The 17,024-nt window shown below is 62.1% G+C and carries 14 protein-coding genes; 9 read left to right on the top strand and 5 right to left on the bottom strand.

Translation table 11 applies throughout. From position 1 onward, the window contains the following. Window positions 1–9 precede the first annotated feature (9 nt). Both J2Y41_RS20120 and J2Y41_RS20115 read right to left on the bottom strand, forming a co-directional pair. Window positions 10–924 carry a PIG-L deacetylase family protein gene (locus J2Y41_RS20120; RefSeq protein WP_309931164.1) on the bottom strand — a complete coding sequence of 305 codons (915 nt, stop codon included), beginning with the start codon at window positions 922–924 and terminating at the stop codon, window positions 10–12. Window positions 925–1,035: 111 nt separating this feature from the next. Continuing rightward, complete coding sequence (locus J2Y41_RS20115) at window positions 1,036–2,625, bottom strand: sigma-70 family RNA polymerase sigma factor (RefSeq protein WP_224166423.1); 1,590 nt, start codon at window positions 2,623–2,625, stop codon at window positions 1,036–1,038. 209 nt (window positions 2,626–2,834) lie between these two features. Between J2Y41_RS20115 and J2Y41_RS20110 the strand changes: the two genes are divergently transcribed. The 3 genes from J2Y41_RS20110 to J2Y41_RS20100 all read left to right on the top strand — a co-directional run bounded on the left by J2Y41_RS20110 (window position 2,835) and on the right by J2Y41_RS20100 (window position 6,111). Next, window positions 2,835–3,530, top strand: coding sequence for a hypothetical protein (locus J2Y41_RS20110; protein ID WP_224094302.1), 696 nt, complete (start codon window positions 2,835–2,837; stop codon window positions 3,528–3,530). Window positions 3,531–3,620: 90 nt separating this feature from the next. Continuing rightward, window positions 3,621–5,123 carry an Ig-like domain-containing protein gene (locus J2Y41_RS20105; RefSeq protein WP_309931160.1) on the top strand — a complete coding sequence of 501 codons (1,503 nt, stop codon included), beginning with the start codon at window positions 3,621–3,623 and terminating at the stop codon, window positions 5,121–5,123. 160 nt (window positions 5,124–5,283) lie between these two features. Further along, the gene (locus tag J2Y41_RS20100; protein ID WP_309931158.1) at window positions 5,284–6,111 is read left to right on the top strand and encodes a DUF1684 domain-containing protein; all 828 of its coding nucleotides are present in this window, start codon (window positions 5,284–5,286) and stop codon (window positions 6,109–6,111) included. A gap of 29 nt (window positions 6,112–6,140) precedes the next feature. Here the strand turns inward: J2Y41_RS20100 and J2Y41_RS20095 are convergent, their stop codons facing one another. Further along, window positions 6,141–7,412, bottom strand: coding sequence for an acyl-CoA dehydrogenase family protein (locus J2Y41_RS20095; protein WP_224095130.1), 1,272 nt, complete (start codon window positions 7,410–7,412; stop codon window positions 6,141–6,143). Further along, complete coding sequence (locus J2Y41_RS20090) at window positions 7,412–8,245, bottom strand: SDR family NAD(P)-dependent oxidoreductase (protein ID WP_224094298.1); 834 nt, start codon at window positions 8,243–8,245, stop codon at window positions 7,412–7,414. The genes J2Y41_RS20095 and J2Y41_RS20090 overlap by 1 nt, the downstream gene beginning before the upstream one ends. Before the next feature lie 90 nt (window positions 8,246–8,335). Between J2Y41_RS20090 and J2Y41_RS20085 the strand changes: the two genes are divergently transcribed. From J2Y41_RS20085 to J2Y41_RS20070, 4 genes are all read left to right on the top strand, one after another. Then, a complete protein-coding gene (locus tag J2Y41_RS20085) occupies window positions 8,336–9,493 on the top strand; it encodes a glycoside hydrolase family 76 protein (RefSeq protein WP_309931156.1) in 1,158 nt (385 codons plus the stop codon). Window positions 9,494–9,682: 189 nt separating this feature from the next. Further along, a complete protein-coding gene (locus J2Y41_RS20080; RefSeq protein ID WP_309931154.1) occupies window positions 9,683–10,744 on the top strand; it encodes an iron ABC transporter substrate-binding protein in 1,062 nt (353 codons plus the stop codon). A gap of 4 nt (window positions 10,745–10,748) precedes the next feature. Beyond that, on the top strand, window positions 10,749–12,350 hold the full coding sequence (locus J2Y41_RS20075) for an iron ABC transporter permease (RefSeq protein WP_309931152.1): 1,602 nt from the start codon (window positions 10,749–10,751) through the stop codon (window positions 12,348–12,350). Continuing rightward, entirely contained in the window at window positions 12,347–13,513 is a 1,167-nt protein-coding gene (locus tag J2Y41_RS20070) for an ABC transporter ATP-binding protein (protein WP_309931151.1), read from the top strand. The genes J2Y41_RS20075 and J2Y41_RS20070 overlap by 4 nt, the downstream gene beginning before the upstream one ends. Here the strand turns inward: J2Y41_RS20070 and J2Y41_RS20065 are convergent, their stop codons facing one another. After that, window positions 13,514–14,119: a YdeI family protein gene (locus J2Y41_RS20065; protein ID WP_224166418.1), complete on the bottom strand. Its 606-nt coding sequence runs from the start codon at window positions 14,117–14,119 to the stop codon at window positions 13,514–13,516. Between the two features lie 99 nt (window positions 14,120–14,218). Between J2Y41_RS20065 and J2Y41_RS20060 the strand changes: the two genes are divergently transcribed. After that, on the top strand, window positions 14,219–14,938 hold the full coding sequence (locus J2Y41_RS20060) for a hypothetical protein (RefSeq protein WP_224166417.1): 720 nt from the start codon (window positions 14,219–14,221) through the stop codon (window positions 14,936–14,938). Between the two features lie 368 nt (window positions 14,939–15,306). Next, complete coding sequence (locus tag J2Y41_RS20055) at window positions 15,307–16,986, top strand: collagen binding domain-containing protein (RefSeq protein WP_224166416.1); 1,680 nt, start codon at window positions 15,307–15,309, stop codon at window positions 16,984–16,986. Window positions 16,987–17,024 lie beyond the last annotated feature (38 nt).

Raw genomic sequence — 17,024 nt, 5'->3', positions numbered from 1 at the left:
CCCGAACCATCAGAACTCCCCTACGGCAGAGCCAAGCAGCCGAACAGGTTCGAAACCCTCTGCGTATGTCGTCTTTACTTGCGAGCCCCTGAACGCTGCGAGGCTCCGTACTCTTTCTGCACTCATGTAAGGCTTGCCCTTTTGGTTCCGGTGCATGGCAACGGCGTGAATCTTTACGTCCACATACCCCGCGATATCCACGAAGACGCTGGGATCGAACTGCCGTGTGGATGAAGGACTCTCGAAGCACAGGATGGAGGAGTGCTGGCGGGCTGCCCGCATAGTCGCACTGTGTACGGCCTGATGGTCCTGGTGGTAATCGTTACGGGAATGGGTAATCACAACGTCGGGGCGAAAATCGCCCATCACGACCTCAATCGCCTGGACCATTTCATCCCCATGTTCGGCGAGGCTGGTGTCCGTAAAGTCGTGGACATGGACTTTGGAGGCGCCCATGAAATCCGAGCCTGACGCGGCTTCGGTCAAACGGATGGCACTGTCTCCACCCTTTCCCCCCGAGCTCATCACCATGGTTCGGACTTCATGGCCGGCATCGGCCAATTTGGCGAGGGTGGCACCGCAAGCCAATTCCAGATCGTCAGGGTGGGCTCCTATGGCCAGCACCCTTCGGGGCTGCGAGGCCACACCATGATGAATCCTGAAGGCGGGCGCGACAAGAAAGCCCACAATCAACCCGGCTCCTGCGAGCAGGACTACGATCTCAAGCCACGGGCGGTGCGCCGGCTCCATGGCGCATCCCACCAGTGACAGCAGCAACAGGGCGCCCAAACTTGCCATGGCCCATCGGAGGCCATGCGGCGAGCTGAACCTGCGCACGAACCAGTTTTGACCGATCGGGGCCAAAGCCCAAACCGCCGCCAACGCGCCCAGCAAGCCTGCAACGGCCAACAACGTTGCTTTCATATTTCCCCTAAATTGCACAGACAAAAGAGCGGCTGCCCTCTCGGGGCATTGCCTCTCAGTTAGTGGCCGGCGGAATAGGTTCGTGACGCTGCATCCGGCAGTGATTTGCTGTCAGTATTTGTGCACAAATTCACCCGCTGCGAGGCCACTCCCACTCAGGGAATATGTCAGGACACCGGCGCCCTTTTTACGCTTGGATTCGGCGGAAACCTGAAAATGGAGATCGCTCCGCCGTGCCGAAGCTGTGATGCAGGTGACGGCTGTCCGCCCCTCCATGGAGCAGGACCACCCTTCCGGAGCAAGCAGCGAACTCTCCTGGATCCGTGCATCCATTTCTACTGAGAACACGGCTTTGGCCGGCCCCAGGGACTGTGAGCCGCCGATCCCAAAATCCACCTCCATGGCCGTCATGCCGGAACCACGGTCCTTGGGTATCCGCACCGACGCTGTCACCGCCACAAGTGACGCGGGCAGGGCTGTTGCAGCTGGTGAGGCGGGGACGGGCGATGGAACAAACTGTTGAGGCGACGGCTGGGATTCCACGCCAGAAGGTGCCGGGGCAGCGACCAAGGGTTCGGGCGCGGCGGCGGACGGTTCAGACGCGACGTTCGACGGTGACGGCTCACCCGCAACTGGCGAACCGGGCAACGCCGGGCTTGGATTCGACGTGGGCACCGGAGCCGGGGTCCCGATGAAAGATTCCTGACGGGAGGAACTCGTTTCAACGGCCAACTGCTCCATGGGGACATCCGGCGTCAAGCGACCAACGATTCCCACCGCGCCTAGAGCGAGGCCCAATCCTGCCACCGCAACCATGGCCATTACCGCTGGTTGCCCAATAGCCGGCACCACTATCGCCGCCTTGATGGGGACCAGCCCTCCCAAGACACCCAGTCCGGCACCCTTAGCTGCCAAGGTGGCGAGAGGTATGCCGGTCACGAGCGGGATAAGCACAGCCCTCATGGTTCCCTGAACGTCCTTTAGTTCCGAGAGGGCAAGGGTGCATTTCGAGCAACCATTAAGGTGTTGACGCATCTTGCGTTCAGCAATCCTTGACAGTCCTCCTCGAATGAATGTACCGAGTTTCGATGCGAATCCAGCGCAGTCACTGTCCAGTGCTTCCGCCACGTGGGCTTGCAGGTATTGCCGCCTCAGGCCTTCCCGTGCCCGGAGCGCCAGTGCTGACACGGCATTCGCGGACAGACCCAGGAGTGGTGCCACCGCCGCTGGCTTCATTCTTTCCACGTCCAGATACCAAAGCACCGCCTGCCACCGCTCTGGAAGGGCGCGAAATGCCTTTGCAACCGTATGGGATTCGAAGGCTTTGACTACGGCATCGGGTTCCGGCATCGTACGGTCAAGAATGGCGTCGTCGCTACTGGGCAGCGACCGCCCGGCCTTCCGGTTCCGATGATGTGACAGGCGGGTGACAGTGGACAGCAGATAGGCCCTGAAGAAGTTGTCCGGCCCCCGTCCCGCAACGAGGCTCTGCAATACGGCTTGGAAAGCCTCGGCCACAACATCCTCGGCATCACTTGGATTGTCCACGTTTCGCCGGGCCACTGTGGACGCGACAGACACATGGCGTTCATACAGTTCATCGAATGCGGACATGTCACCGCCGCGCACCAACCCGATAAGATGACCATCGCTCTCAACTCCTGCGCTGGAAGCGTTGTCGGTACCTGTCCCGGATGCCATTTAAGGCACCCCCACAACATGAAAAATCGTGCCCATATAGACGGAGTGGGCATCCCTTGCAAGTCATGACGCGAATTTGTACAGAACGTTTATTAAAGAGAACCTCCTGCCCGTTTTCGTCATGAATCCCAACTCGGATGCACTAGTCGGATATGACATCGTTCCGGACAAAATCATTCGCTGAATGTACATTTTCCCGACACCTGTTGATGCGCAGATGGCAGACCACCAGTTATCAGCATGGTTGGCGGTTCCCCGCAGACTGGTTCCTGCCCGAGGTCCGCTCGGTGGTGACGTCGCTGGCTACACGGGCCAGTGTTCCACCTCCTACAGCAAGATCCTTGGGCGCGGCGCGAGCCCGGAACGGCGTTGGTATCAGTGAAACCATGACGGATTTCCGCGCCCTCTTCCTTGCAGCAGACCGGAACATGGACATCGAGGCTCTCCAATCCTTGGCTGAAGGATGGGCAGAGGCCGCCGAATCTGCACCGCCGATTTCGTGCACGGACGTTCAGACGGGGCTGGCCACGCAAGCCCATTTCCAGCGACGTATCCACGAACTCTCCACTTTTGGGGTGGCATGTTCCCACCCTTACGCTCTAGCGGTCCTGTCACTGCCCCAACCTCTTGAGAGCCGCGGCCATTGCTGGACCCTTCTGGCGCGGCTCGGAGAAACTGTTCAACGGCAGCTGCACGGGACAGGTGCTACGGCGATGTATAAGAACTCTGCTGTCCACGTGCTGTTGCCCCTCTCAGCAGGCAACCTTGGGCAACTCATGGAGTGCAGGACTGCCATGGAAAGCCTGGGTGAAGGAGCCCTCCGACCCGCGCGCATGCAGTTCTTCCCGTTGGCAAATTCCCCTTCAGAACCAGCGCCTCAGGATTACCTTCCCGAAGCAATGTGAGTGAAGCCTGTTGGTGCCGTCACGAACAGCGTCGAGCCGCCACTCACATGCGACGAGACACGCTTCCGCATTCGAAGGACTATCCAACACATGAAGAATCAGCTCCATCTAAAGTCCGCCTCTCTGGTGGCCGCACTACTGGCCGTCGTAGTGACAGCCTTCGGGCTCGCCTGGTCGGCAGGGCCAGCCAATGCTGCCGTGATCCCGGGTGCAGCGGTCACCATCAGCACGGATTCAGTAGTTACGAGCCAATGGGACCAAGTAAACCTGACCTGTCAGTGGTCCGTCCCTGACAACTCGCAACCGGGCGATACCTTCAACCTGCAGCTGCCACCAGAACTTCGCTGGTTTGGTGCCGCGTCATTTGATCTTGACAACGCCGACGGCGAAACAGTCGCCAAGGCGGCAGCCAACGATGCCGGACAAGTGGTCTTCACGTTGACCGACTTCGTGGCGGAACATCCCAACAATGTGGGTGGGACGTGTAATTTCAGCACGCAATATGCTGTGCAGCCGGGCACCGGCGAAACGACCGAACTGAACTTCACCGTGGGATCAACAGTGGTACGCGTGCCTGTCCGTGTCGACGGTCCATGCACCAAGGACTGCCATCCCGCTCCCCCTACTTCGGCGGGCAAGTCGATGTGGTGGGCCGACGCTCCGCAAACTGAACTTGAATCCATCTTTTACATGCCTCCAATGCCTTCAGAATCAAACGACGTCGTTGTGACGGACACGCCCGCCGCTGGCATGGAAATCGATTGCGACCACATCACTCCGCGCGTCGGCAGAGTTGTCAGCAGCTCCGGAAACATCACCGAACCAATGGACAACGAGCGATACCCCGCAACTGTTGAGTGCACTCCCCACGAAGCAACGGTGCGATGGACGGGCCTGCCAAAGGGTGAACGGGTGGAGCTGTTCGTCGTCACCAAAGTGACGGACAGGAAGCTCAACGTGTACACCAACAGCGGAACCGTAACCATTGCTGGTGAAGAAACCCCTGTCGGCGCCGAAACGCGGCGGACCCACGCTGACGGAACAGGCGACGGAACAGCAAGCCCCACGGCAACACCCACACCGACGCCGAGCCCCAGCACCGGAACGCCCACACCGACGGCAACACCCACGCCGACGCCCACCATCAGCACAGCAACACCCACACCCAGCGCCACAGCAACACCCACACCCAGCGCCACCGCAACACCCACGCCGACGGCAACCCCGTCACCGAGCCCGACCACCAGCACAGCAACACCCACACCGACGCCGACCACCAGCACAGCAACACCCACACCGACGCCGACCACCAGCACAGCAACACCCACACCCACACCCAGCACAGCAACACCCACGCCGACGGCAACCCCGACGCCGACCGCCAGCACGGCAACACCCAGGCCGAGCACAAGCACCGCGGTGCCTGTAGCGACCGACGAGCCCACTCCGCCCGCAGAAGTTACGGCGCCAGAACCCCTTGCTTCGACTGGCGCTCAAAGCCCGGCGTTCATCTTCGCAGCCGCCGCGCTGTTGGCCTTGGGATCGCTGCTCGCTTTCCTGGGCGCCCGGCGTTCGGCAAGTCGACAGCACTGACCAACCGACCGATGGGCCGTGCATTGGGTGCACGGCCCATCGGTGCCCTCCGGGAACGCACCCTTCCGGGAACGCACGCTTCCGGGAATGCACACCGGCGGCGCATAGTTGAGGAGATTGCAAAGCCGCCAACCGTGGCTCACATCTGCCGAGGAGAACCATGAACTCGCCCACCGCTGCAACAGACGCCCAGCTTGCCCGTTGGGAGCGGTTCCGAGCGTCTCGGAATGCAGCACTGGCCTCCGATCACGGCTGGCTGACGCTGACCTCGTTTCAGTGGCTCGAGCCGGAGCCCTCGGAAGTCGAGTTTGCTCCTGGGCTGTGGTCAACGGACGGCACGACTGCAACCCTCACAGCCACCAGAGGGGATGGCCTGACCCTCGTTGAGAGCGGAGAAAGCGTCGATGGCACAGTGACGGCGACCCTGCAGGATGAAGAGTCCCTCATGTGGGTGCAGTACGGCGGCGAGGACGGCAAACAGGTGGTGGTGGAGCTTGCGATGCGGGCGGATAAGTATGCCATCCGGACCAGGGACGCGGGCTCGCCCGTTTTTACGGACTTCGCTGGGGTTCCCACCTACGACTACAGCCCGGACTGGGTGATTCAGGGCCGGTTCGAACCCTATGACCAGCCGGTGGATGTACCCATCGGAACGGCCAACCCCTTGGTGGATGGCGTCCATCGCTCGGTCGGGGAAGTGGTGTTCCGGGTTCCCGGCGTTGCTCATGAAGTTCGCCTCCACGCCGAGGAAGAGAAACTCGGTGCCTTGAACGTGACGTTCCACGATGAGACCAACGGCGACACCACGGATGAATGGCGGAAGGTTTTCATCCCCCGCCCACGCCCGGATGGATCCGTGGTGATCGATTTCAACCGCGCCATCAACTACCCCAGCGCTTTTACCCCTTACGGCACCTGCCCCATGCCGGTCCGCGGAAATTCCATCGATGTCCGCGTTGAGGCTGGCGAAAAGATCCCTCAGGAGTAGAGCGCGGGGCGCCCGGACAGCGAAAGTGGCTACACGATGGCGGAGACGCCCGTTACGGCACGGCCCACGATCAACGAGTTGATCTCGTATGAGCCCTCATAGGTGAAGATGGCCTCGGCGTCGGCAAAGATCTTCGCGATTTTGTAGTCGGTGACGATGCCGTTTCCGCCCAGGATGGAGCGGCCCAAGGCCACGCTTTCACGCATCCGTGCACTGCAGTATGCCTTTGCCAGGGCCACCTGGGCCATGTCGGCACCGCCGTGCCGGACACCCTGCGCGTCCCGGGAAATGCCCTCCTGTAGTTGGGCGATCCGCACCATCATCCCCATGCTCGCCACGGCGTTGCCGAGCATATCTACCAGGTGCTGCTGGATCAGCTGGAACCTGGCAAGGGGTTTACCGAACTGCAGCCGTTCCACCGCATATTGCCGCGCGACATCGAAGGCTGCCAACTGCTGGCCGACCGCCTGCCAGGCAACCATGATCCGTGAGCCACGCAAGAGGTGGTTCGTATCCGAGAAACTGCTGATTCCGGCGAAACGGTCTGATTCCGCGACGTGGACGTCGTCGAAGAGAATGTCGGCGTTCTGCACAGTTCGGAGCGCGATCTTGTTCTCGATCCGGCTCCGGGTGATGCCTGGCAAGGAGGCGTCCACGATGAATGCCCGAACGGCGCCGTCGCTTTCGTCCTTGGCCCACACCAGCATGTAGTCGCAGAACGTCCCATTGCCGATCCAGCGCTTGGCGCCGTTGATCACCCAGTAATCGCCGCCGTCCGACGCCGCTCTTTCCACACGCCGGGCTGTGGTCTGCATGCCGCCCGCGACGTCGGACCCATGCTCTGGTTCGGTGAGCGCGAAGGCGCCTGTAGTGCGGAGGTTCGAGGCATCGTCGAGGTATTTGTCCTGTTGGGCGTCGCTGCCAAAGTCGTAGAGCGACTCAACGAAGAGATCGTGGTGGACCATGAAGAACGTCGCGATGGAGGTGTCCACGCGCGTCATCTCGGCTATGACCAGCCCGGCGAACAAATGTGTGTAACCGCGCTGGGCCGGAGCACTGAGGCGAAGGGCCGCGAGCTTGGGCAGGATCTGTTCGGGGAACTCGGCCTTGTCCCACCACTGCCCTGCGTAGGGGGCGATCTCGGAGGCAAGGAAGGAACGGAGCTCGTTGAGTTTCCGCTGTTCCTGGACGCTTAGGAGAGATTCAAAGTCGAAGAAGTCAGCCGTAGGCAGGTCCGCCACAGATGCTGGTACCTGACCCACCAAAGCCGCAGTAGTCGGCCCACCGCTGTAGTCGCCCATCATTTCAGACCCATGCGGATGGCGCCGTCCAGCCGGATCGTCTCGCCGTTCAGCATCGCATTCTCGACGATGTGTGCGGCTAGATTGGCGTATTCGGCCGCGCGGCCAAGCCGTGCAGGGTGAGGTACCTGCTGGCCGAGTGACTCCTGGGCAGCCTGCGGCAATCCGGCCATCATTGGGGTCTCGAAGATGCCGGGGGCAATAGTGGCAACCCGGATCAGCGAGCGGGCGAACTCGCGCGCCAAGGGCAATGTCATCGCCGCAACCGCACCTTTGGACGCGGCATAGGCAGGCTGGCCGATCTGCCCTTCGAAAGCGGCGACGGACGCCGTGTTGATAATGACTCCGCGTTCGGGGCCGCCCAATTCAGTGGAAACCGGCTCGCTTTCCACCATGGCCGCAGCTGCCAAACGGATGACGTTGAAGGTTCCGACGAGGTTGATCTGGATGACTTTGTTAAATGTCTCGAGCGGCAGAACACCCTCGCGGCCCAGGACCTTGCCCGGCGTCGCGATGCCGGCGCAGTTAACGACTATTCGCAGGGTTCCCAGTGAAGCAGCGGCGTCGACGGCGGCCTGGACCTGGGCTTCGTTGGTTACGTCGGCGGGGGCGAAGACGGCCCGCGGACCCGCATCGCCGCTGGCGGAACCTACCGCATTCGGGCCAACCGCCGAGCCAATGGCGTTCAACTCCGCCGCATAATCTTCCCCGGCAGAGTTTGGCAAGTCCACCAGCACCACCGACGCTCCGCCGTCGAACAAGCGTTTGGCGGTTGCCGCGCCCAAGCCTGACGCCCCGCCGGTGACCAGCGCGACCGTGCCCTTGATGTCCATCCATCCTCCTTGATGCAGACTCAAATCCGTTAATGCATGTTAACTGGAATTGTGATCGAGCGCACCCTGGGCCCCGGATAGGCTGTTCCCATGCCCACCGAAAGCAACCCCACCGGCCAGCAACCACCCACAGCGGAGGCAGCAGTGTGGGCGATTCGCGCAGACGAGGCCGCACGGTCCGTGACCCACGCTTTCGGCCGACGGCTGCTCTTCCTTCCGGGTACGCACATCGGCGCCGTCAGCATCCCCCCGCGGCGCTTCCGCAGCGTTTTCAACCCGTGGCATTACTGGTGGCAGGCGCACTACGTGGATTGCCTGGTGGACACCGGACGCCGCGAACTGGCCACCAAAACAAGGTTCGACGGCGACTCCCGCCCGAGCGCGGGACGACTCGCTTCCCGGCTGGTCACCACCATCCGGCTCCGGAACTTCTTCAGGTTCGTCAACAATTACTACGACGACATGGCCTGGCTGGCACTATCCACCCTTCGATTGGAACAACTGGCCGAGGAGACGCGGAAGCCAGGACGCCGCCGAAATGCGTACGTCCGCAGGAAGCTAACGCTGCAATTCGATTCGGCTTCCACGGACGACCTGGGCGGCGGAACGTTCTGGAGTACCAAGCGGGATTTCAAGAACACGCCCGCAACGGCGCCCGTGGCACTCTACTTCGCAAGAACAGATCGCCGCGAGCGGGCTCAAGCCCTGGTGAACTGGCTGAACAGCAAGCTCCTGCACCCGCAACGCGCCCTGTATTTGGATGGACTTCGCATACGGAATGGGGAGATCGTCCTTGAGGACGCGGTCTACACCTACAACCAAGGCCCAATCCTTGGGGCACTTCTGGAACTGGGCGGACAGGAGAACCTGGAGCGTGCCGCCCACTTGGTGGAAGCCGTTGCGAGGGAGCTCATCGTTCCCGGGACGCAGGTAATCCACGGCGATGGAACCGGGGATGGGGGCCTCTTTACCGGCATCCTGATCCGGTACCTGGCTCTCGCGGCCAGGGATCAGCGCCTGCCGGAAGCAACCCGCGAAACAGCCGGGGTCCTCGTTCTCAGCACAGCCGGGGCCTTCTGGGATGGCCGCCGGGAGTCCGGCGGTGATCCCAAAGAACCAATCGTCGTTTTCTCCTCCAGCCCACTGCGTCCGGCCACGGAGACGTATCCGGCGGGGGCCGCCGTCGAGCTTTCCACCCAACTGCAGGCATGGATGGCGCTGGAGGCCGCGGCCACGCTGGAAACGTAGCGCCGTAATTACGGCACGCAATAGTTCCGTAATTGTTGTGATCCTTATCACATAAGCCCTCCAGGCTTTGGAAGCATAGGTTTGCCTAACCTACGCTTTTCTCAGCGGGCTCCCCCAAACCTTCCCGCTCGTACGGACCAAGCCCCAAAACTTGGCACTCCGTGTCTTTGTTCGCAGAAAGAAGCCCTCATGAAGCTCTCGAAAAACGCGCTGGCGGGAATCGCCCTGCTCGCCTCCGCCGCCCTTGGCCTCACGGCCTGCGGTTCCAACGCCGGCACCCCCGCCGCCTCCGGTTCGCCGTCGTCAGATGCTGCTGCTTCCGGCGAAGGCATCACGGTGTACAACGCGCAGCATGAGAGCCTGACGAAGGAATGGGTGGATGCCTTCACCAAGGAAACGGGCATCAAGGTCACCATGCGGCAGGGCTCGGATACCGAACTGTCCAACCAGATCGTCCAGGAGGGTGCTGCTTCTCCGGCAGACGTCTTCCTGACGGAGAACTCCCCCGCAATGGCGCAGGTGGAGAACGCCGGACTCTTTGCCGACGTCGACAAGGCCACGTTGGACCAGGTTCCCGCCGAATTCCGGCCTTCCACGGGCAAGTGGACCGGCATCGCCGCCCGCTCCACCGTCCTGGTCTACGACAAGAACAAGATCAGCGAAGACAAGCTGCCCAAGTCCATGCTGGACTTGGCGAACCCTGAGTGGAAGGGCAAGTGGGCCGCTTCACCGTCGGGTGCTGACTTCCAGGCGATCGTCGCAGCACTGCTTGAGCTCAAGGGTGAAGCCGCCACGGAAGAATGGCTCAAGGGCATGAAGGAAAACTTCAAGGCCTACAAGGGCAACAGCACGGCCATGAAGGCCGTGAACGCCGGTGAAGTGGACGCCGCACTGATCTACCACTATTACTACTATGGCGACCAGGCCAAGACCGGCGAGAACTCCAAGAACGTCACGCCGTACTTCTTCAAGAACCAGGATCCGGGCGCGTTCCTCTCGGTCTCCGGCGGCGGTGTCCTGAAGTCGTCCAAAAAGGCAGCAGATGCCCAGGCCTTCCTGAAGTTCATCACGGGCAAGAAGGGCCAGGAAGTCCTCAAGACCGGTACCTCGTTCGAGTACGCCATCGCCTCGCAGGTAGCCGCCAATGACAAGCTTGTCCCGATCAAGGACCTGCAGGCGCCCACCGTTGACCCGGCCAAGCTGAACTCCACCAAGGTCACCGATCTGATGACCAAGGCAGGACTCCTGTAATTCTGTGACCACTGATCTATCGGCTCCCGACATTCCCCAGTCGGCAGGGAGCACGACGACGGCGGGCAAGGGCAAGCGCCCTCGCCCGCCATTCGGCGTTTCCACGGTGTCGTTGCTGGCAGTGTTGATTGCACTGTTTTCCCTGATGCCGCTGGGTTACGTCATCTTCATGACGGCAGCGACAGGCTGGGACACCGCCGTCGAACTCATTGTTCGCCCACGGGTTGGCGAACTGCTGTTGAACACCATCATGTTGACGGTCCTGACCGTGCCGTTGTGCCTCATTCTTGGGGTGGGCGGCGCTTGGCTGGTTGAGCGCACCAAGCTACGGGGAAGCCGTTGGTGGGCCGTGGCACTGGCTGCTCCGCTCGCCATTCCCGCCTTCGTGAACAGCTACGCATGGGTATCGGCCGTACCTTCCCTGCAGGGCATCTGGTCCGGCGTGCTGATAGCCACCCTGTCCTATTTCCCTTTGGTCTACATTCCCGCAGCCGCCACTCTGGGGCGGTTGGATCCGGCGATCGAACAATCCGCCGCGTCGCTTGGCCTGGGGTCCTGGGCCGTGTTCTTCCGGGTAGTGCTCCCGCAGCTTCGTATCGCAATGACCGGTGGTGGGTTGCTGGTGGCGTTGCACCTCCTTGCGGAGTATGGCGCTTTCGCGATGATCCGCTTTGATACCTTCACGACGGCGATCATGGTCCAGTTCCAGTCGACGTTCAACGGTGCCGCCGGAAACATGCTGGCCAGTGTCCTGGTCTTCCTCTGCCTTCTTCTTCTCCTCGCCGAAGTCAAGAGCCGTGGCACAGCCCGCTACGCGCGGATTGGTTCAGGCGCCCAGGCGAAAGCAACGCGGGCGCCCCTGGGCGGATACCAAGCTCCGGCGCAGCTCGCTTTGCTGGCCCTGACAGGGCTGGCGTTTGGGCTTCCTGTCTGGTTCGTCCTGCGCTGGCTTTCTGCCGGAGGCGCCGAGGTTTGGGCCGCCGACGAATTCCTGCCCGCGTTGCTGCAGACCCTCCTGTACGGGGCTGCCGGTGCCGCAGTTACCACGATCGTGGCTTTTCCCATGGCCTACCTGGCAGTGCGGCATCCCAGCTGGTTCAGCAAGATGCTTGAACTGTCCAACTACGTGACCAGCTCCCTGCCCGGAATCGTTGTGGGCCTCGCCTTCGTCACCGTCAGCATCCGCGCAGTTCCCGGCGTCTACCAAAGTGCCGGGGTGCTGGTGGCCGCCTATGTCCTGCTCTTCCTTCCCCGGGCGCTGGTCAACATCCGCTCCGGGCTGGCCCAGGCACCCAAAGAGCTCGACGAAGCCGCTCAATCCCTTGGCAAAACTCCGCTGGTGTCCTTTTTCAGGGTGACCTTGCGGCTGACGGCCCCGGCTGCGGCAGGTGGTGCTGCACTCGTCTTCCTGGCCATCGTCAACGAACTCACGGCCACCCTCCTTCTCTCGCCCAATGGAACCCGCACCCTGGCAACGGAGTTCTGGAGCAAGAGCAGCGAGATCGACTACGCAGGCGCTGCGCCCTATGCGCTGTTGATGATCCTGCTTTCCGCCCCGATGACCTACCTTCTTTTCCAACAGTCCAAGAAAGTTGCCGGACAGTGACCGAACAATCTCCCCCCAGGCTCCCGTCACCGCGCGTGGCGCCATCCATTGTGCCCACCACCAACACGCACTTGGACATCGCTGAGGTCACAAAGAATTTCGGTTCCCAGGCTGTGTTGAAGGGAGTCAATCTTTCCGTTGCAAAGGGCGGAACTACCGCCATTGTTGGCCCTTCCGGCTCCGGGAAAACCACGCTGCTTCGCTTGATCGCAGGTTTCGAGCACCCAGACACCGGCACTATTTCGCTGAACGGCTCAACGGTTGCGGGCAATGGCGTGTGGTTTCCTGCGCACAAACGGCACGTGGGATACGTCGCCCAGGATGGGGCTCTTTTCCCGCATTTGACCGTGGGACAGAACGTCGCCTTTGGGCTGGATGCGGGAAAGCTCGACGGCGGACGGCGGGCTGTAGCGTCCCGCGTCCAGGAGCTGCTCGAAATGGTGTCGCTGGATGCGTCCATGGCAAAGCGGCGGCCGCACCAGTTGTCCGGCGGGCAGCAACAGCGCGTCGCCCTGGCGCGTGCCCTGGCCCGCGAACCCGAGCTCATGTTGTTGGACGAGCCGTTCTCCGCACTCGACGCCGGACTCCGGGTAGCTACCCGGCGGGCAGTGGCTAACGTGCTCAACGCGGCCGGCGTTACAACCATCCTCGTAACCCACGACCAAGCCGAAGCCCTTTCCTTTGCCGACCAGGTAGCCATCATGCGCGGAGGCAAGCTGGCACAAATTGGCAACCCCTTTGTGGTCTACACCCGCCCAGCAGACCGCGCCACGGCCGAATTCCTCGGCGACGCCGTGATCCTGGACGCGTGGATGGAAGGGTCCCTGGCCACGTGTTCCCTGGGCGGGATTCCTGTCCGCCGGCCACCAGCACAGGGCAAAGTGCAGCTCATGCTCCGCCCGGAGCAAATACGCATCGCACCCGACGGCCCGATCCGGGGCGTCGTTGTGGATACGGACTACTTCGGTCCCGAAACGACCGTCCGAATAAGGCTCGCCGCTTACACCGCGGCGGACGGCGTCCTATCCGGAAATGGCCACCGCTACCCCGGCGGCGGCGAGATCATCACCATCCGGCACTGGAACGCGTCCATCACCAAGCCCGGCACGGAGCTCAGCCTTCGCGTCGTGGGCGAAGGCGTGGCGTTCGCGCCCGAAGCCTGACTACCTGGGCTCGGAAGCGGGGCGCTTCTTCTGCGGGTACGGGGCCTCGTGCCGGGCAAGCATCTCCACAAAACCAGCGATTTTCCTCTCCCGCGTGTCTGCCCTTTTGACAAGGTTGGTCCGGTGGATGAGGGCGAAACGGTTCTGGGACGTCAGGACGTCGAACATGGCCTGCGCCTCCGGAACAGCAGCGATGGCAGCTGCGAGATCATCAGGAACCACAGAATCGGCGGGTCCGGCATACGCAGCTTCCCAGCGCCCATCGGCTTTGGCGGCGTCGACGGCGGCCCACCCGGCTGCTGTCATCCTTCCTTCCTGGTCCAAGCGCGTAATGTGCCCGACGTTGCGCGCTGACCAGATGCTCCGGCGGCCCCGGGGTGTCATGCGCTGGAAGTAGCTTTCGGCGTCGCGGCTTTTCGATTGGCCGTCGATCCAGCCGAAACACAGCGCCTCGTCCAACGCGGCGTCGTAGTCCAACTCCGTGACGTTCCCGCCCTTCTTGTGAAGGACCAGCCACACGCCAGGACTGTCGGCAGCATGTTCTTCAAGCCACGCCCGCCATGCGGCCGCGTCCTTGACGATCAATTCTTCGAGCTCAATGGGCATGGATTCATTCTGCGGCAAACCGGACGGCATAGGCTGGAGGCCAGAAGCCGGAGTGCCAGCAGAACCCGGAGTGCCAGTGAAGCCAGCCCAGGAGGACCCATGTTGCGAGCCCGCCCCATTCACTTCACCTCCCGCCCGCATCAGTGGACTGAACTGCTGGAAGCACTGGGCCTGGTCAACACAGTCAAGGATGGCGACTGGTTGGAGTTCGATGCCGGCTCGGGTCGGCTGGCGCTGCACCGCGTGGAACACACGCAGGCGATGAGCGGCATAACGCAGGACGGCGTCACGATCTTTGGCGTCGAGGTTGGAGTGCTGGAAGAGTTCGCCCGGCGAACACAGGAGGACGGGACCATCGCAGAAGTCACCGAGGCCTCGCATGGGCAGACCGTGCAGATAACTGCCCGGGATGGCTTCACGTTCCTGGCGGACCCCGCCCGGCGCGCCGGGGATGGCACCTGGGCGACGTCGGACAAAGCCGACCCGGCCCTTGCCGTGGTAGCTACGTGGGTGAGTCCCGGCGTCGACGACTCCGCGCAGGAGCTCCGCAACATCGGCGCCCGCCCGCGGACGTCGGATGACGAATCGGCGACGTTCACCGCCAAAAACGGCGGGATCCTGCGCGTGATCCACGGTCCGGCGGCGGAGTCCGGCGATCTCTCTTTTGAATACGACGGCGATCTGGAACCGCTGCTGCACAGGCTCAATGGAGCAGGGGTTGAGGCCCGGATCAGCGAGGGTGTCCTGTACGTCGCCAACCCGGATTCGGTGGGCGGCTCGGCACCGGCGTCAATCGTGGTGGAACGACCGCGGGCCTGAAAGCGCGGCACGAAAAGTCGTTGCCTTTGCCCCCCTCCGAGCCTAGTATCAAATGGCTGGGAAGGATGGGGGAATGCAGTACGCGCGCCCCGAAGCTCAGCCGGGACGAAATTTTCGGCGTTTGGGGCCGAGAACGTGAACGCCCGCAAAGGGCGATTCGTCCTGAACCATCACTACCACCCGCATGCATCACGCATCTTCGCAGCCGGCGACGTATGCCCGGCAGCGCCATCGCTCCACGGTCTCGGGGCGGTAACTCATCACAGAAGGCAGCTTAAGCAAACGGGCTGCCCAAAACCCGGGGGAATGTCGCGGCTCCGGATAACCCCGTCCGGGCCGTACGGTTTCACTAGAAATCAGGCACCCTAATGAGAAACAAGAAACTCACCTCGATCGGCGCAGCCGCAGCCTGTCTGGCTTTGGTCCTCTCAGCAACTGCCGCCCAAGCCAACCTCACCGGAAGCCCCTTTGACGCGGCCGACGGAAACCTGGTCCTGAATGACGAAACGCAAGATTGGGCCACTGCCCCCATCAGTTGCGTTGCTCCTATCTCAGGTTGCGGAATCGACCTGGCGACGGGCCAGAACGATAATTCGTTCGGCCAGGGCACCAAGGAGGACACAGAAGTCCCGGCTGTGGTCACCGGCTCCATCCCGAATAACAAGAGCGATCTGCTCCGCTTCTACGCCTATTTGAAGACCGAATCCAACGGCAAGGACTACGCCTACTTGGCATGGGAACGGGTCCAGGAGCCTACGGGCACCACCAACATGGACTTCGAGTTCAACAAGAGCACCGCTGTTTCGGCCAATGGTGTGACTCCGGTCCGGACCGCTGGTGACGTCCTGATCAAGTACGACCTCTCGCAGGGCGGCACAAGCCCGACTCTGGGCTTCCACCGGTGGGTCGCCACCGGATCCAAGTCCCTCTGCGACTCCGCAAACAGCACTCCGTGCTGGGGTCCCGTACAGCCCTTGACCGGCAACTTCGAGGGATCCATCAACGATCCTGCCAACAACCCACCGTCCGGTACGGTAGTTGACCCGATCGCCCCGAATGCACCCCGCAACCTCTCTGCCCGCACCTTCGGCGAGGCCGCCATCAACCTGACCGATGCCGGCATCATCCCGGCCGGTTCATGCGAAACCTTCAGCGGAGCCTACCTGAAGAGCCGGTCCTCCGACTCCTTCACTGCGGCTTTGAAGGACTTCATTGCACCTGTGCCGCTGAACTTCAGCAAGTGCGGTTCCATCAAGATCCATAAGGTCACCGTAGGCGGCGACGGAACGTTCGGCTACACCACCACTGGTGGGCTGACGCCGTCGACCTTCAGCCTGAGCAACGGCGGAACCCGTGACTACGGCACCTCGGTGGCGGCGGGAAACTATAGCGTCACTGAAAGCACCTTGCCCTCGGGCTGGACGCTGACGGACCTGCAATGCACCTCATCCGGAACAGGCACGTCCACAAGCCGCAGCGGAGCAACTGTGAACATCGTCCTGGGCTTCCAGGGCAGTGTTGACTGCACCTACACCAACACGGCAAAGGGAACCATCAACGTCCACAAGAGGGACGACGGAACAGGCAGCGGAGCATCGCTGGCCGGTGCCGTCTTCACACTGTTCAACAACGCTGCCCCGCTTGAAACGCGTGGAGCGGAAGACACCACTACAGGAGTCACCTGCACCACGGATGCCAGCGGAAACTGCTCCTTCACGGACGTGTTGGCTGGTGAGTACTGGGTTGTTGAAACCACCACGCCTGCGGGCTATGACACAGCGGCGGACCAACGGGCAACAGTTGGAGCTGGCGGTACCGTCAGTCTGACCTTTACCGATCCCCGTGACTTCAGGATTATCGTGCTTGTCTGCAAGTCCGCGGACAACTCGCTGTATCCGAGCACAGTAACGGTCGACGGCGTCGACCTCACCTCGCTGGGTACAGCCCCGGCAGGCTTCACCGCCGCACAGGTTTGCGCCCTCGGTGGCGCTGCCTACGACGACAAGAAGGTCGGCGACCACCCGGCCAACGTGAACATCCCTCAGTAACAGGAGCGGATATCCCGGCCGATCCAAGGCCATCATTC

Source organism: Arthrobacter sp. 1088 (genome assembly GCF_031455315.1).
In the GTDB taxonomy this organism is placed as follows: domain Bacteria; phylum Actinomycetota; class Actinomycetes; order Actinomycetales; family Micrococcaceae; genus Arthrobacter.
This window is presented reverse-complemented; position numbering and strand designations above follow the sequence as displayed.

Bases quoted from the DNA above. Each gene is read 5' to 3' on its own strand.
- J2Y41_RS20120 (WP_309931164.1), bottom strand. From the start codon at position 924: ATGAAAGCAACGTTGTTGGCCGTTGCAGGCTTGCTGGGCGCGTTGGCG.
- J2Y41_RS20115 (WP_224166423.1), bottom strand. From the start codon at position 2,625: ATGGCATCCGGGACAGGTACCGACAACGCTTCCAGCGCAGGAGTTGAG.
- J2Y41_RS20110 (WP_224094302.1), top strand. From the start codon at position 2,835: ATGCGCAGATGGCAGACCACCAGTTATCAGCATGGTTGGCGGTTCCCC.
- J2Y41_RS20105 (WP_309931160.1), top strand. From the start codon at position 3,621: ATGAAGAATCAGCTCCATCTAAAGTCCGCCTCTCTGGTGGCCGCACTA.
- J2Y41_RS20100 (WP_309931158.1), top strand. From the start codon at position 5,284: ATGAACTCGCCCACCGCTGCAACAGACGCCCAGCTTGCCCGTTGGGAG.
- J2Y41_RS20095 (WP_224095130.1), bottom strand. From the start codon at position 7,412: ATGGGCGACTACAGCGGTGGGCCGACTACTGCGGCTTTGGTGGGTCAG.
- J2Y41_RS20090 (WP_224094298.1), bottom strand. From the start codon at position 8,245: ATGGACATCAAGGGCACGGTCGCGCTGGTCACCGGCGGGGCGTCAGGC.
- J2Y41_RS20085 (WP_309931156.1), top strand. From the start codon at position 8,336: ATGCCCACCGAAAGCAACCCCACCGGCCAGCAACCACCCACAGCGGAG.
- J2Y41_RS20080 (WP_309931154.1), top strand. From the start codon at position 9,683: ATGAAGCTCTCGAAAAACGCGCTGGCGGGAATCGCCCTGCTCGCCTCC.
- J2Y41_RS20065 (WP_224166418.1), bottom strand. From the start codon at position 14,119: ATGCCCATTGAGCTCGAAGAATTGATCGTCAAGGACGCGGCCGCATGG.
- J2Y41_RS20060 (WP_224166417.1), top strand. From the start codon at position 14,219: ATGTTGCGAGCCCGCCCCATTCACTTCACCTCCCGCCCGCATCAGTGG.
- J2Y41_RS20055 (WP_224166416.1), top strand. From the start codon at position 15,307: ATGAGAAACAAGAAACTCACCTCGATCGGCGCAGCCGCAGCCTGTCTG.